At 61.6% G+C, this 14113-nt stretch carries 18 protein-coding genes; 11 read left to right on the top strand and 7 right to left on the bottom strand.

What is annotated here, in order from left to right; translation table 11 throughout:
• The first annotated feature begins 32 nt into the window (after window positions 1-32).
• Complete coding sequence (locus FJQ55_RS04215; RefSeq protein WP_167507720.1) at window positions 33-1163, top strand: cell wall hydrolase; 1131 nt, start codon at window positions 33-35, stop codon at window positions 1161-1163.
• Between the two features lie 2 nt (window positions 1164-1165).
• Here FJQ55_RS04215 and FJQ55_RS04220 read toward each other — a convergent pair whose 3' ends face one another.
• The gene (locus FJQ55_RS04220; protein WP_140826448.1) at window positions 1166-1360 is read right to left on the bottom strand and encodes a hypothetical protein; all 195 of its coding nucleotides are present in this window, start codon (window positions 1358-1360) and stop codon (window positions 1166-1168) included.
• Between the two features lie 377 nt (window positions 1361-1737).
• Between FJQ55_RS04220 and FJQ55_RS04225 the strand changes: the two genes are divergently transcribed.
• The 6 genes from FJQ55_RS04225 (at window position 1738) to FJQ55_RS04250 (ending at window position 4928) form a co-directional block, all read left to right on the top strand.
• Window positions 1738-2100, top strand: coding sequence for an AtpZ/AtpI family protein (locus FJQ55_RS04225; protein WP_062275971.1), 363 nt, complete (start codon window positions 1738-1740; stop codon window positions 2098-2100).
• A gap of 55 nt (window positions 2101-2155) precedes the next feature.
• Window positions 2156-2908, top strand: coding sequence for a F0F1 ATP synthase subunit A (locus tag FJQ55_RS04230; RefSeq protein WP_062275969.1), 753 nt, complete (start codon window positions 2156-2158; stop codon window positions 2906-2908).
• Window positions 2909-2976: 68 nt separating this feature from the next.
• Window positions 2977-3204 carry a F0F1 ATP synthase subunit C gene (locus FJQ55_RS04235; protein WP_006466154.1) on the top strand — a complete coding sequence of 76 codons (228 nt, stop codon included), beginning with the start codon at window positions 2977-2979 and terminating at the stop codon, window positions 3202-3204.
• A 79-nt stretch (window positions 3205-3283) separates the two neighbouring features.
• Complete coding sequence (locus FJQ55_RS04240) at window positions 3284-3871, top strand: F0F1 ATP synthase subunit B (protein ID WP_062275967.1); 588 nt, start codon at window positions 3284-3286, stop codon at window positions 3869-3871.
• 5 nt (window positions 3872-3876) lie between these two features.
• Window positions 3877-4362: a F0F1 ATP synthase subunit B gene (locus FJQ55_RS04245; RefSeq protein WP_062275965.1), complete on the top strand. Its 486-nt coding sequence runs from the start codon at window positions 3877-3879 to the stop codon at window positions 4360-4362.
• A gap of 83 nt (window positions 4363-4445) precedes the next feature.
• On the top strand, window positions 4446-4928 hold the full coding sequence (locus FJQ55_RS04250) for a hypothetical protein (protein WP_140826449.1): 483 nt from the start codon (window positions 4446-4448) through the stop codon (window positions 4926-4928).
• Between the two features lie 4 nt (window positions 4929-4932).
• On the opposite strand, the gene FJQ55_RS04255 is transcribed toward FJQ55_RS04250, so the two are convergent.
• Both FJQ55_RS04255 and FJQ55_RS04260 read right to left on the bottom strand, forming a co-directional pair.
• Window positions 4933-5622, bottom strand: coding sequence for a ribonuclease HII (locus FJQ55_RS04255; protein WP_140826450.1), 690 nt, complete (start codon window positions 5620-5622; stop codon window positions 4933-4935).
• Between the two features lie 143 nt (window positions 5623-5765).
• Window positions 5766-6923, bottom strand: coding sequence for a PA0069 family radical SAM protein (locus FJQ55_RS04260; RefSeq protein WP_140826451.1), 1158 nt, complete (start codon window positions 6921-6923; stop codon window positions 5766-5768).
• A 130-nt stretch (window positions 6924-7053) separates the two neighbouring features.
• On the opposite strand from FJQ55_RS04260, the gene FJQ55_RS04265 reads away from it, so the two are divergent.
• Entirely contained in the window at window positions 7054-7575 is a 522-nt protein-coding gene (locus FJQ55_RS04265) for a glycosyltransferase family protein (RefSeq protein ID WP_140826452.1), read from the top strand.
• 12 nt (window positions 7576-7587) lie between these two features.
• Here FJQ55_RS04265 and moaB read toward each other — a convergent pair whose 3' ends face one another.
• The 4 genes from moaB to FJQ55_RS04285 all read right to left on the bottom strand — a co-directional run bounded on the left by moaB (window position 7588) and on the right by FJQ55_RS04285 (window position 11995).
• Window positions 7588-8133, bottom strand: a complete 546-nt coding sequence (gene moaB, locus FJQ55_RS04270; RefSeq protein ID WP_140826453.1) for a molybdenum cofactor biosynthesis protein B — start codon at window positions 8131-8133, stop codon at window positions 7588-7590.
• Window positions 8130-9044, bottom strand: a complete 915-nt coding sequence (locus tag FJQ55_RS04275) for a 4-(cytidine 5'-diphospho)-2-C-methyl-D-erythritol kinase (RefSeq protein ID WP_140829070.1) — start codon at window positions 9042-9044, stop codon at window positions 8130-8132. Before FJQ55_RS04275 ends, moaB begins: the two co-directional genes overlap by 4 nt.
• A gap of 5 nt (window positions 9045-9049) precedes the next feature.
• Complete coding sequence (locus FJQ55_RS04280; RefSeq protein ID WP_140826454.1) at window positions 9050-10861, bottom strand: tetratricopeptide repeat protein; 1812 nt, start codon at window positions 10859-10861, stop codon at window positions 9050-9052.
• A gap of 117 nt (window positions 10862-10978) precedes the next feature.
• Entirely contained in the window at window positions 10979-11995 is a 1017-nt protein-coding gene (locus tag FJQ55_RS04285; protein WP_140826455.1) for a polyprenyl synthetase family protein, read from the bottom strand.
• A 107-nt stretch (window positions 11996-12102) separates the two neighbouring features.
• Here FJQ55_RS04285 and FJQ55_RS04290 point away from each other — a divergent pair, with 107 nt between their 5' ends.
• From FJQ55_RS04290 to FJQ55_RS04300, 3 genes are all read left to right on the top strand, one after another.
• On the top strand, window positions 12103-12333 hold the full coding sequence (locus FJQ55_RS04290; RefSeq protein WP_140826456.1) for a putative signal transducing protein: 231 nt from the start codon (window positions 12103-12105) through the stop codon (window positions 12331-12333).
• 29 nt (window positions 12334-12362) lie between these two features.
• Window positions 12363-13136, top strand: a complete 774-nt coding sequence (locus tag FJQ55_RS04295; RefSeq protein WP_140826457.1) for a tRNA1(Val) (adenine(37)-N6)-methyltransferase — start codon at window positions 12363-12365, stop codon at window positions 13134-13136.
• A gap of 91 nt (window positions 13137-13227) precedes the next feature.
• On the top strand, window positions 13228-14091 hold the full coding sequence (locus FJQ55_RS04300) for a S49 family peptidase (protein WP_140826458.1): 864 nt from the start codon (window positions 13228-13230) through the stop codon (window positions 14089-14091).
• Window positions 14092-14113 lie beyond the last annotated feature (22 nt).

Raw genomic sequence — 14113 nt, forward strand, 5'->3', positions numbered from 1 at the left:
CGTTGCGTCCTTCGAAGAAGGCCCTGTCTCGCATGGAGACCTGGGCTTCTCCCCTGGTGTTCGGCCTCGCATCCTGGCTGATCTTCCCAACCGTTGCCGCTCAGGCCGATATGGCCGGCATGCTGGCGGGTCTCGATCGTGGTGCCAGCAACTGGCGCATGGTTCTGACGGCCTCGCCCGCCGGTTCGATCCACGCCGCGAGTTTGTCCTTCCCCGGCGAACAGTCCGAAAGTCTCCAGGCAGGAACCGGTCTGGTGCTCCCCGACGGCCGCCGCATTGCCTTCGATGGCGGCAAGGCCGATCCTGATGCTCTGCCGGACGAAATGCGCGTGACGCGTGATCTGAAGAAGGGCAGGGTGGTCGCGGTAGAGCCCATGTTGCCGCCGCGCGCCTTTTCTGCCGGATCGATCCTGCAGCGCACCAGTTTTCTTCTCGATCCGAAGGTCAACGCGCCCGCCGCTTTTGCGCGTGAGGATCGCAAGACAAAGCCGGTGGAGCTCGCAAGCTTCTACTTCAAGCGCGAAGCCCGGCCGGCCGATGCGGCCATGCCCGCCATGATCGCAGATCTCGTCACGAACACGACACCGGACGTGCTGGCGACCGCCTACGCGCCGCCGGCGCCGGACTATGCCAGCGTCTCACCCTTCGATTCGATCCTCGCCGACAAGGATGAGAGTGCCGGGCGCTTCATTCCCGATATCGGCCCGCAGGATCATGCCTGGGCGGCGACGCCGCTGCCGGCAACCGTCTTTTCCGCCAAGGAGCAGAAGTGCCTGGCTGAAGGGATCTATTTCGAGGCGCGCGGAGAATCGGTGAAAGGCCAGGCAGCGGTCGCCCAGGTCATTCTCAACCGGGTTCGCAATCCCTACTATCCCAATTCGATCTGTGGCGTCGTCTACCAGAATGAAGACCTGCGCAATCGCTGCCAGTTCTCCTTCGCCTGCGACCGCATCCCGGATCTGGTCACCTCGCCGCGCCACTGGAAGATCGCCAAGGAGATCGCCATGGCAGTGACCGCCGGCAAGATCTGGTTCAAGGACGTCGGCTCGGCCACCCACTATCACGCCACCTATGTCCGGCCGAACTGGGCGCCGACGATGAAGCGGGTGGAAAAGATCGGCAAACACATCTTCTACCGCACCTATGGCGGCGGCTGGAGCTGAGGCTATCGCAGCCGCGATAGCCACCCGCTAAACAGCGGCACGATCAGGAATGACAAGAGATAGGTGACGGGGACCGCGAACAGGATCGGGATCAAGGGGCCGAGATTACTCTCAGGCCACAAGGTGAGCCCGATCTCAACGCCGATCCACCAGCCCAGCACGAGGCTGATCACGATACGCATGAAGAACCGCGCCATGCTTCACCTCGCCCCCGCTGAGAGCTCCAGCTTCCCCGTTCCCAAAAGAAAATGCAAGCGGCGACGAGCCGGCCTTAAGGTCCGCTCGCCATGCGACTCCGTCTCTCGCCTTTCCACGGATTCCCGCCGACCGCCGCGACCAAGTGGCTCGATTTGTCTCTTATCATCCGGCAGGAAACGCGGCATTACACTTAAGTCTATGATTTTTTTCGGTTAATTTGTGGTGTAACTTGCCCCTTCTATGCCTTGACTATGCGGGGCCTCAAAATTATGGTGCGCCCGACTTCAAAGCGGGCCACAAGGGTTTGTCTCCGGCCGTTTCTGCATTCAATTCGGGCGCAAACGGCCCATCGAAGACGGAGCGGGCGTAGAGGATCATGACGGATAACCGAGAAGAAAGTCTGGACGAACGTCGTCGACGATTGGCTGCGGAACTCGCACAGCGGGGTGTCGCGGACAAGACTGAGGAACGCGACGAGATCCGCGCCGAGGAAACCCGAAAGGGCTACGGTATGGCGATGAAGATCTCGAGTGAATTCATCTCGGCCGTCATCGTTGGTGCGATCCTGGGCTATCTTTTTGACCACTTTGTGGGCACAGGTCCCTGGGGCATGATCGTGATGCTGCTCCTCGGTTTCTGTGCCGGCGTGTTGAACGTCATGCGGACTGTCGGAATGGTGGCTTCGCCGCATCCCGCCGACCGCAGGATGGATTTAAAAGATAAGGGCGAAGACCTCTAAGGTCATTGCAGGACGGAAGTGTCCGCCTCTGGCGGCAAAAGCGAAAGAGCAGAACGTGTCGAACGATCCTACTCATCAGTTCCTGGTTCAGAAGATTGTGCCGATCGAAATTGGCGGAATTGATTTTTCGTTCACAAACGCATCGCTCTTTATGGTCGCAACCGTCGCTGTTGCCGCCGGTTTCCTCTATTTCTCTACGGCCAATCGCGGCCTGATCCCGACACGCATGCAGTCGGTCGCCGAGATGTCTTACGAGTTCATCGCCTCGATGCTCCGGGAAGGGGCGGGAAGCCACGGGATGAAGTTCTTCCCCATGGTCTTCTCGCTGTTCATGTTCATCCTGACGGCAAACCTTCTCGGCATGATGCCGTACTTCTTCACGATCACCAGTCAGATCGTCGTGACTTTTGCGCTCGCGCTCTTCGTCATTGGCACCGTTGTGGTCTATGGCTTCTACAAGCATGGCTTCCACTTCCTGCAGATCTTCGTGCCGAGCGGTGTTCCCGGCGCGCTTCTGCCACTGGTCATCATGATCGAAGTCATTTCGTTCCTGTCGCGTCCGATCTCGCTCTCCGTGCGTCTGTTCGCCAACATGCTGGCCGGACACATCACGCTCAAGGTTTTCGCAGGCTTCGTCACCTCGCTCAGCGCACTTGGCGCGCTCGGCATCGGCGGTGCGATCCTGCCCCTTCTCATGACCGTCGCCCTGACGGGTCTCGAGTTCCTCGTCGCCTTCCTCCAGGCTTACGTTTTTGCGGTGCTGACTTGCATGTACCTCAACGACGCAATACACCCCGGCGGGCACTAAGGATCACCGACATCGGCGCTGTCGCGCCAGTCAATAGCCGCAAACAACCATCTCGAAGGAGTTCATTCATGGAAGCGGAAGCAGCAAAGTACATCGGCGCAGGTCTGGCTTGCTTTGGCATGGCCGGCACGGCTCTCGGCCTCGGCAACATCTTCGGCAACTACCTGTCGGGCGCTCTGCGCAACCCGTCTGCCGCTGACAGCCAGTTCGGCCGTCTGGTATTCGGCTTCGCCGTCACGGAAGCTCTGGGCATCTTCTCGCTGCTCATCGCTCTCCTGCTCCTCTTCGCCGTCTAATACCGGCTTTGAGTCTGGGATCACGGCGCGCCGCAGGGCAGCCGTGATCCTGTGCATTTGAATACACCTGGAGGTGAGCATGTTCGTGACCCCCGCCTATGCCGAAGAAGCGCCGGCAGAGGGCCAGATTAACACCGAGACCGGCGTCGCTCACGAAGAGCATGCTACCGGTGTGTTCCCGCCGTTTGATACCACCACCTTTGCCTCGCAGTTGCTGTGGCTGGTCATCACCTTCGGTCTCTTCTACATGCTCATGCAGAAGGTCATCGTACCGCGTGTCGGCAGCATTCTTGAGAATCGCCACGACCGCATCGCGCAGGACCTCGATGAGGCCGCTCGCCTCAAGTCCGAGGCCGATGCCGCCATTGAAACATATGAGCGCGAACTGAGCGCAGCCAAGGCGAAAGCCGGCCAGATCGCTTCCGTCGCCCGCGACGAAGCCAAGGCAAAGGCTGACGCCGAACGCGCCAAGGTCGAAGCCGACCTTAACGCCAAGATCGCCGCCGCCGAAACTCGCATCGCCGAGATCAAGGCAAAGGCATTCGCTGAAGTTGACACGATCGCCATCGACACTGTTGGTTCGATCGTCGAGGAACTGATCGGTTCCAAGGCGACCGCTGCCGACATCAAGGCCGCCGTGTCCGGCGTCGCCAAGCAGGGAGCGTAAGCAACATGCATTTCGACGCAACATTCTATGCGTTTGTCGGCCTCGTTCTTTTCCTGGCCCTGATCGTTTACCTCAAGGTGCCTGGCATCATCGCCAAGTCGCTGGACGAACGCGCCGACAAGATCACGGCGGAACTGGCCGAAGCCAAGCGCCTGCGCGAAGAGGCTCAGCACCTGCTGGCCGAATACCAGCGCAAGCGCAAGGAAGCCGAAGCCGAAGCCGCAGGCATTGTCGCTGCCGCCGAGCGCGAAGCAACTGCACTGGCTGCTGAAGCCAAGCAGAAGACCGAGGAGTTCATCGCTCGCCGCAATGCGCTCTCCGAGCAGAAGATCAAGCAGGCCGAGACGGAAGCCGTCAACGCTGTGCGTTCGGCAGCGGTAGATCTCGCAATTGCTGCTGCCGAGAAGGTCTTGGCAAAGAAGGCCGATGAAAGCGTCCAGCAGGCGCTGTTCAAGGCTTCTGTCGGTGAGGTAAAGTCGCGCCTCAACTGAGTTCGGGCGGCGTCGATTGCGCCGTAGCTTTCAAACGCCCCGATCCTCAACGATCGGGGCGTTTTTCGTTTGGAGTGATCTGTATGACATTACGCACACTCTTACTGTCCTTTTCCGTCGCAACACTCTGGGGCCTGGTATCGACGTGGCCGGTCTTGGCAGAGGAGAAACTGGCCTGGCATGGCTGGAGTGGCGATGGCGCGGCACAGCTCGTCTATGGTGTCGCCGAAAGCGACCACGTCCTCTTGTCCTTCGCCTGTGAGCAGACGGGCAGCCCCATCCGCTTTGTCTATCCTTACGAGCCAGAACAGCCTAAGAATGGCGGTCTCTATGACGTGACCTTAAAGGCTGGCAAGCAGACCCTGTCTCTCAAGACCACGGGCACGCGACTGGAGATGGACGACCTCTTCATCCTGGAAGCGGACATGCCCGCGGGTGCAAATCTCGTCGCCCTGCTGACCGCCGGCAAGACACTCAGCCTGACCGTGGGCAAGGATCTAACCGAAGTCCCGCTTCAGGGAGCGGCAACCGCGGGCTCCGCCTTGTTCGAGATTTGCGGCCGCTGACTTCTCACCAGGACTGCTCTCGGGGCGCGAGATCGGTCTCCAGCGCCGGCTTGAGCGGCCTGAAGCTCATCCGGTGCAGGGGGCAGGGGCCATGCGCTACGATGGCGCTCCGGTGACGATCGGTGCCATAGCCGGCATGCAGGTCGAAGCCATAGTCGGGATAGACGAGACCCGCCCGCACCATCATCCTGTCGCGCATGACTTTTGCAAGGATCGAGGCAGCGGCAATGGAAACCGAGCGTGCATCGCCCTTGACCACGGCTTCGCCGCTACAGCCGAGCCCGGGCGGCACGTCCCGACCGTCGGTGAGCACATGCCTTGCCTCAAGTGAAAGGCCGGCGACAGCGCGGCGCATCGCATCAAGGCTCGCCTTTCGAATATCGATCACGTCAATCCGGCGCGGCGAAGACGAAGCGATCGAGACCGTCGCCGTCGCGATGATTTCCTCGTAAAGCGCCTCTCGTTGCCTGGCAGAGAGTTTCTTGGAATCGTTGAGGCCATCAGGGATGCGCTTGGGATCGAGAATGACTGCGGCGGCCACGACAGGGCCGGCGAGAGGGCCACGGCCCGCTTCGTCGGTGCCGGCAACCGGCCAGTTCCCCCGCCGCTTCGCGCGGCTCTCCAGCGAGAAATCCGGGACGAGCGGTAGGTCAGGAAAAAGGCCAGGAGAATCGGGTGGCGTGCGCGTTTTCATGCGGCAGAAATCGCACGCGCACCCGACCTCCTGCAAGTCCCCGGTCCCCTCGGCGTTTGACGACCTTGGGGGCGGCTTACCAGGGACCACATCCGGTGCGAGGCGGCGGACAACAGCACCGGAATTGCAAATGACACTAGCTCTCAGAGCAGGGAGAGCTGCACCCCGTCGCTGTTCGGCGACAGGAAAAGATCCTCGCGAAGATGCAGGCTGCGGCGCATCAGCCCGAGCCGCTTGGTCGCCATTTCGAAGCGACGGCCGATCTGCCAGGCATAGGGACCGGCGCCCTTCATCCGCTTGCCGAACTCCGCGTCGTAGTCTTTACCGTCGCGCATGGAGCGAACCAGCGACATCACGTGACGATAACGGTCGGGATAATGCTGCAGCAACCAGTCACGAAACAGTGGGCTGACCTCCAGCGGCAGACGCAGCAGCACGTAGCTCGCTTCCGAAGCGCCAGCCGCCTTGCCACTGTCGAGAATCCGTTCGATCTCATGATCGTTCAGCGCCGGAATGACAGGGGCCATCATGATCGCCACCGGAATGCCGGCATCTGACAGCGTCTTGATCGCCTCCAGCCGCTTGGCTGGCGTCGAGGCACGCGGCTCCATGGTCCGGGCCAGCTTCCGGTCGAGCGTCGTTACGGAAATGCCGACTTTCACCAGACCCCGTTCAGCCATCGATTTCAGAATGTCGATGTCGCGCAGGATGAGCGCCGACTTGGTCACGATCACCACCGGGTGGTTGGCCTTGTCGAGGATCTCGAGGATCTGGCGCATGATGCGCCATTCCCGCTCGATCGGCTGATAGGGATCGGTATTGGTGCCGATCGCGATCGGCTTCACCTTGTAGCCTGGCTTCGACAGTTCGCGCTCCAGAAGGCGCGGCGCATCCGGCTTGGCAAATAGTTTGGCTTCAAAATCGAGACCGGCAGACAGACCCATATAGCTGTGGGTGGGTCTGGCGAAGCAGTAGATGCAACCATGCTCGCAGCCGCGATAGGGATTGATCGAGCGGTCGAAGGGAATGTCGGGAGACTCGTTGCGGGTGATCACCGTGCGCGGCTTTTCAACCTGCACCTCGGTCTTGAACGGCGGCATCTCTTCCAGCATCTGCCAGCCGTCATCGAAGGCAACCCGTTCGAGCTTTTCAAACCTGCCAGACGGGTTCATACCCGCCGCCCGTCCGCGCCGGCGATCGATCTCGATCCGCAGGCCGGAGGCGCCCATGACTGCATCGGCAATATCTGCCGTATTGCCGGGCTGAAAGGCAGCCTGGCTCACAAGAGACAGCTCGTTCATGTTTGCTCCTCGCAGGCTTCGGTGGCCCGCTCAATGACTTTATTCCTAGCTCAGCAATGAGAACAATGCAAGAACAAACTTCATGAATCTCTCAGTGGCAAAACTTTGTGCAATGCGATAGATGTAGGCAATGCTGACAGTTGTCATGGAATGCCACGATCAGGAACCGGAACTCGCACAGACGCTGTCCGTGCTGGTGGCTGGTGCGATCGAGGGGCTGGTGAGCGATGTGATTGTTCTCGACCATGGGTCGCAGGACGGCTCTTCGACAGTCGCAGATGCCGCCGGCTGCCGCTTTTATCAGCAATGGGACATGAAGGACGTGCTGGCCAAGGCGCGGGGCGAATGGCTGCTTCTGGTCGAGCCGGGTGCCCGTCTTGGTGCCGGCTGGATCGACGAGGTGGCGGAGTATATGGCGCTCCATGGCGTCCCGGCGCGCTTTTCCGAAGCTCGGCTTTATCGGCTGCCGTTCTACCGCCGCATTACGCGTCGCAGCGCGCCGCTCGAAACAGGCCTCTTGATCCCGAAGCGCCAGGCACTCGCTATCGTCGATTCGCAGACAGATCTGTTGCAGCTGGCGCGGGGCCACAAGGCGCGGCGTCTGGCGAGCGAAATTATCCCTTCCCGGGTCGCGCGCGAAGCCCGCCGCTGATCGGCAGAGGCCTCAGCTTCCCCGTTTCAGATGCTCGTCGAGCCGCGGCATGATTTCCACAAAATTGCAGGGCATGTGGCGATAGTCGAGTTGCAGCATGATGATCCCGTCCCAGGCATCCTTGCAGGCGCCGGGCGAGCCCGGCAGCACGAAGATGAAGGTGGCGTTCGCCACGCCGCCGGTCGCGCGCGACTGGATCGTCGACGTCCCGATCTTGTCATAGGAGATCCGGTGGAAAACTTCAGAGAAGCCATCCATCTTCTTCTCGAACAACGGCTCCAGCGCCTCGGGGGTTACGTCGCGCCCGGTAAAGCCCGTGCCGCCGGTAGTGATCACCACGTCGATATCAGGGTCCGTGGTCCAGCCCTGCACCTGTTCGAAGATCGCTGCCTTGTCGTCTTTTACGATGGCCCGCGCCACGAGCCGATGGCCGGCCTCTGCGATCCGGGCGACAAGCGTATCGCCAGAGCGGTCGTCGGCGGCCGTGCGTGTGTCGGACACGGTCAGCACGGCAATGCCGACGGGGATGAAGGGGCGGCTTTCGTCGATCCGGCTCATGCTGGTTCTCCGGCGATCGTGTGGGTGAGCAACACATACCAGTCCGGCCGATAGCTGGACAGGGCAAGGGCTGCCCTGAGCGCAAAGGTCTCGCTTTCGTACAGACCGAAGCAGGTGGCGCCGGACCCCGACATGCGGACGAAACCGGCAAGGCTCTGCCGAAGATAGTCACAGGCCTCGGTAATCTCCGGCACTAGCGCCTCCGCCGGTGGCTGCAGATCGTTTCGCAAGCCGGCAAGGCCCGCCAGCCAGCCGGCAGCGTCGCCCTCGCTCGGCAGCGTGCCAATCGCAGCATTGTCCCGACACGCCAGTCGCCGGAAGATCTCGGGCGTCGAGACGGCCTTCATCGGATTGACAAGCACGATCGGAAAGGAGGGGAGGGTAATCGGCTCCAGCGCTTCACCGATTCCTTGCGCCCGAAGCGGCCTCGACATCAGGCACATCGGCACATCAGCACCGAGCTTCAGGGCGATTTCCTGCACCTTTTCATCAGTCAGCTTCGCCTGCCACAGCCGCATCAGGCCGCGCAGCGTGGCTGCGGCATCCGCCGAGCCCCCACCGATTCCGGACGCAATCGGCAGGTTCTTGTCGAGGGTGATCGCAACGGGCCCATGTGGCTGCCCGGTCTCGTCGAGGGCTGCCCGCAGCAGGTCGCGGGCGCGCAGCACCAGATTGCCGTCCTGCCCGCCCGGATCGAGTGCAAGCACCGGGCCGAATCGACCGGCAAGAGTCAGGCGGTCAGTTTCGGCGGACACAAAGGACAGCTCGTCGCCATCCTCGGCAAAGGTCACGAGGCTGTCGATCAGGTGATAGCCATCGGCACGCTGGCCGGTCACATGCAGAGCGAGATTGATTTTTGCCGGAGCCGTCTCTTCGACGCGCCCCGGCGATATGACCTCGGCAGCCGTCATCGGCATCAGGTCTTCTTGTCGTCTTTCTTCGGCTCGGCGGCCGGTTCGGCATTCACCTTCGCAGCATCCGATTCGATCGGTGGCAGGCCCTTTTCGATCTTGGCCTGGATCTTCGGGATTTCGGCTTCTTCCGGCTCGGATGCCAGCGCCCGTTTCCACTGGAAGGTAGCTTCCAGCTTGCGGCCCACGCGCCAGTAGGCGTCTCCAAGATGGTCGTTGATCGTCGCGTCACCGGCCTTCAGCTCGATCGCCCGTTCCAGCTCGGTCACAGCCTCGTCGAAGCGACCCAGGCGGTAATAGGCCCAGCCGAGAGAATCGACGATATAGCCATCATCGGGGCGCAGCTCCACGGCCTTCTTGATCATGTCCAGACCCTTGTCCAGGTTCCGGTTCATGTCGACCCAGGAATAGCCGAGATAATTCAACACCTGCGGCTGATCCGGGTTAAGTTCCAATGCCTTGTTGAAGTCCGGCTCAGCCTTGTCCCACTTCTTCAGCCGCTCATAAGCGATGCCGCGCTGGAAGAAGACCGACCAGTGATTGCGGTTCGCCGCTGGCCCGATCATCTCCACGGCCTTGTCGTAGTTCTCCGCCATTGCCGCGTAATCCTTGGCGTCGGAGAGCACGCTGCCATAGGCGAGATAGCTGCGGATATCTTTTGGATCCGAGGCGATCAGCTTCTGCAGATGCTTTCGCGCCTCTTCCACTTTGCCGGTCTCGGCCAGCGTCAGGCCGAGTTGCAGCTCGGAGACCCGCCGCATCGGCGAGCTTTCCGGAACCTGGCGGTAGAATTCGATAGCCTTGTCGGCCTGGTCTGCCTTTTCGGCGATACCGCCGAGCAGGATCAGCGTGTCCGCAGCCGTCGCGTCGAGAGCGCGGGAGAACTGCAGATAGAGCATCACGGTGTCTTCCGCACCGTCGCGGTTCAGCGCGCCGCCGATGGAGAAGAGAACGCCTGCCGCACCCTGCGCCGCTGTCTCGACCGTCTGCTTCGGTTTGCGGCCGGCCTCGATCTCGTCGCGCAGCGCCTTGAAGGGTGCAAAATTGGTGATCAGCTCATCGCCGGCCGACAGGGCGTCGAGCGCCTTCTGCTTGTTGCCGGCATTGGCCTCGAGCGTCGCAAGGGCCATGACCGCACGGGCAAACGTGTCAGGCGCGGTCGCCCCGCCATTGCGGTCCGTCACCGTTTCGGTCAGCGCCTTACGCGCCGTATCCACATCTCCGGTGACATTGGCAATAGCGCCGAGATTGTAGCTCTTGAAGATGCCATACCAGCTCGGACCTTTCAGATCCTGCAACTGCTTGAGGGCTTCCTTGCCCTTGCCCTGACCCACCTTGGTCCAGGCGATCAGCAACTCGTTCATCAGCCGGTCGAGGTCGTTCGGTCCCTCGTATTTCAGTGTCTTAAGTGCTTTTTCGTAATGTCCGTCGCGGATCGCCTGAAAGCTCAAGGCAACCGACGTCACCCGTTCGACTGCCGGATCCTTCTCCAGGAGCTTGGCGAGCTTGGCGCCCTCATCGAAATCGCCGTCCATGAACAGCGCGATCATCAGTCGCTGCTGCAGTTCCAGCTCGTTCGGCGAGAAATCGAGAGCTTTCTTGTAGAACTGGATGGCGTTCTTGTAGTCGCGATCGGCCTCGGCAGTGCGTGCGGCAAGGAATGCGCCGGCAAAGGAGTCCACGGTACCGTAGTCGAAGTTCTCGGTCGCATCCGGCGCGGCTGGCTTGGAAGACGAGGCCGATTGCGCGAAGGAGACGCCGAGGAGCAGCGCCAGCGCAGTGCCGGCGAGGATGCGAAGGGCGGGACTTTGCCGCATGAACGAGCCTTTCAGGAACCGATGACAAGCATTCTCGCCCACACGGACGACACGCGATGATTCACGCACAGAATGGCTTTTTTGAAGCAGCCTCGCAAGGCGATCCACAGCTCTGCGTCAATTGACGCGAGAGATGCAGAAATCGATCACGTTGTTCAGCGCGTCCTTCCACGGCGAGTTCGGCAGCGGCGCCAGCGCATCCCGCGCGATGGTGCCGTAATGCTGCGCCCGCTGGATCGTGTCGGTGAGAGCGCCGTATTTGCCGATCAGGCCGAGCGCTTTTTCGAGCCTGGCATCGTCGTTCTCTCCGCCTTCGATCGAGCCTTTCCAGAACTCGCGCTCCGCAGCCGTTCCCCGGCGATAGGAAAGGATGACCGGCAGCGTGATCTTGCCCTCGCGGAAATCGTCGCCGACATTCTTGCCGGTCTCAGAAGCCTTGCCGCCGTAATCTAGCACATCGTCGACCAGCTGGAAGGCAAGGCCGAGATTCATGCCATAGGACTTGAGCGCACTGCGTGTCGCCCGGTCGGTGCCGGCCACGATCGGGCCGACCTCGGAAGCCGCCGCAAAGAGCGCGGCGGTTTTGGCGCGGATGACGGCCAGGTAATCGTCCTCCGTCGTCTCCATGTTCTTGGCGACGGAAAGCTGCAGCACTTCACCCTCGGCGATGACGCAAGCCGCAGTCGATAAGACGTCGAGCGCTTCCAGCGACCCGACCTCCACCATCATGCGAAAGGCCTGGCCGAGCAGGAAGTCACCGACGAGAACGCTCGCCTGATTGCCCCAGATGGTCCGCGCAGTCGATTTGCCCCGGCGCAGATCGCTTTCGTCCACCACGTCGTCATGCAGAAGCGTCGCCGTGTGCATGAACTCGACCGAGGTCGCGAGCTTGATGTGATGATCACCCTCGTAGCCGAACATGGCAGCCGTCGCGAGCGTCAGCATGGGGCGTAAACGCTTGCCGCCGGATGAAATCAGGTGGTTCGCGACCTCCGGAATCATCTGCACATCCGAGCCGGCCTTCGACAGGATCAGCTGGTTTACGCGCTCCATCCCGCTTTTGGTCAGGTCCACCAGAGGCTTGACGGATGCCTGTTTGTTTTTGTTTTCCTCAAGCGGTATGACTACGCCCAACGCACCGGACTCCTGTTCATTTTGGTGCCCGACCATAAAAAGCCGAGGCCTGAACGGCAAGGGGCGAATTGTCCCGCCGGGCCGAACCGGGGAGTTTTCGCGATAAAATGCATGAAATCATCCGCAGCAACGACGTCGTTCTCCTCTCCTTTGCCGAAAGCCTGATGCGCGACGCCGGCATTGCCGTGATGATCGCCGACCAGTCGATGAGCATCCTCGAAGGCTCGCTCGGCATGCTGCAGCGGCGTCTGCTCGTTGATGGCGACTGCGTCGATCAGGCCCGACGCATCCTCACCGATGCCGGTCTCGGGGCCGAACTGCGTGACCGCGACGCCTGAGGCCCGCCATGGAGCCTGTGCATTCTCCGATGCCTGACGAAACGATCGACGCCTTTCACCGTGGCGCCTTCCATCTTGTGCAGCCTGTGGGACGCGGCCATCGGGCCGGCATGGATGCGATGTTGCTGGCTTCGCTGGTGCTCGATGAGAGACCCGTCCGCATCGCCGACCTTGGCGCCGGTGCAGGCGCCGCTGGTCTCGCGGTCGCCGCCCGGCTGCCGGAGGCGTCCATCGTCCTGGTGGAGCGCTCACCCGACATGGCCGTCTTCGCGCGCAAGAGCCTGGCCTTGCCGCAGAACGCGGGGATTGCATCCAGGGCCGAGGTTGTCGAAGCCGATGTCACGCTGACTGGCCGCGCCCGTGTCGCCGCAGGCCTTGCCGACGACAGCTTCCACCACGTCATCATGAACCCGCCCTTCAACGACCCCTGCGACCGAAAGACCCCGGATGTCCTGAAAGCGGAGGCCCACGCCATGACGGACGACCTCTTCGAAAGCTGGATACGCACGGCGGGTGCCATCACGATCCCCGGCGGTCAGCTGTCCCTGATCGCACGCCCGCAATCGATCGCCGACATCATCGCCGCCTGTGGCCGGCGGTTTGGCGGGATTGAGATCACCCCAATCCATCCACGGGCCGGTGAAAACGCAACTCGCATTCTCGTGACCGCCATCAAGGGCTCGCGCGCCCGTCTGCAGTTGAGGGCGCCGCTTCTGATGCACGACCGGCCGGACGCGCATGCGTTTGCGTCCTTCGTCGACGACCTCAACAACGGACGCATCGGCTATCGCCGCTTGCGTTGAAAACGCTGATTTTTAGCGCAACCATTGTGTTCGGCCTGCGGCTCCTTACATCTCCCGTCAGAGTAAGATCGTGAGGAGTTGAGACGCGAACATGGCAGACTTTCTGAAACGGCTGGTTCCCAAGCGCTTCCGCAAGAAGGGCATCGTCATTCCGGTCGTCAGGCTGCACGGGCCGATCATGAGCGGTGGCTCGCGCTTCCGCCCGGCGCTCAACCTGTCCTCCGTTGCCAGCCAGCTGGAAAAAGCCTTCGCGATGAAGGACAGCCCGGCCGTGGCGCTTTCGATCAACTCTCCAGGTGGCTCGCCCGTTCAGTCGCGCATGATCTACGATCGCATCCGCGCGCTCGCTGAAGAAAAGAACAAACGCGTCTTGGTCTTTGTCGAGGATGTCGCAGCGTCCGGCGGATACATGATCGCAATCGCCGGCGACGAGATCATCGCGGATGCCACCTCCATCGTCGGCTCGATTGGCGTCGTCTCCGGCGGTTTTGGCTTTCCCGAACTCCTGAAGAAGATCGGCGTCGAACGCCGCGTCTATACCGCCGGCGAAAACAAGGTGATCCTCGATCCCTTCCAGCCTGAAAAGGAAAGCGACATCGAGTATCTGAAGACCCTGCAGTTGGAGATCCACGAGATATTCATCGACATGGTCAAGGCGCGCCGGGGCTCGCTGCTTGCCGATGATCCCTCACTCTTCTCGGGCCTCTTCTGGACCGGCCGTCGTGGTCTAGAGCTTGGTCTCGTGGACCGCCTGGGAGGCCTGCGCGAAGAGATTAAGACGCGTTACGGCAAGGATGCCCGGCTCGAACTGGTCGGCGCTCAGAAGGGCCTGTTCGGCCGCCGCGTGCCGGGGATCGGCACCTTCGGATCCGCCGATCAAATTGCCGCTCAGGCCGCCGCCGGTCTTGCCGAAACCCTTGAGGAGAAGGCACTATGGGGGCGTTACGGTCTTTGATCGTGGCGGCGGACAGGGGCTG

This window comes from Rhizobium glycinendophyticum (genome assembly GCF_006443685.1).
GTDB classification, from domain to species: Bacteria; Pseudomonadota; Alphaproteobacteria; order Rhizobiales; family Rhizobiaceae; genus Allorhizobium; species Allorhizobium glycinendophyticum.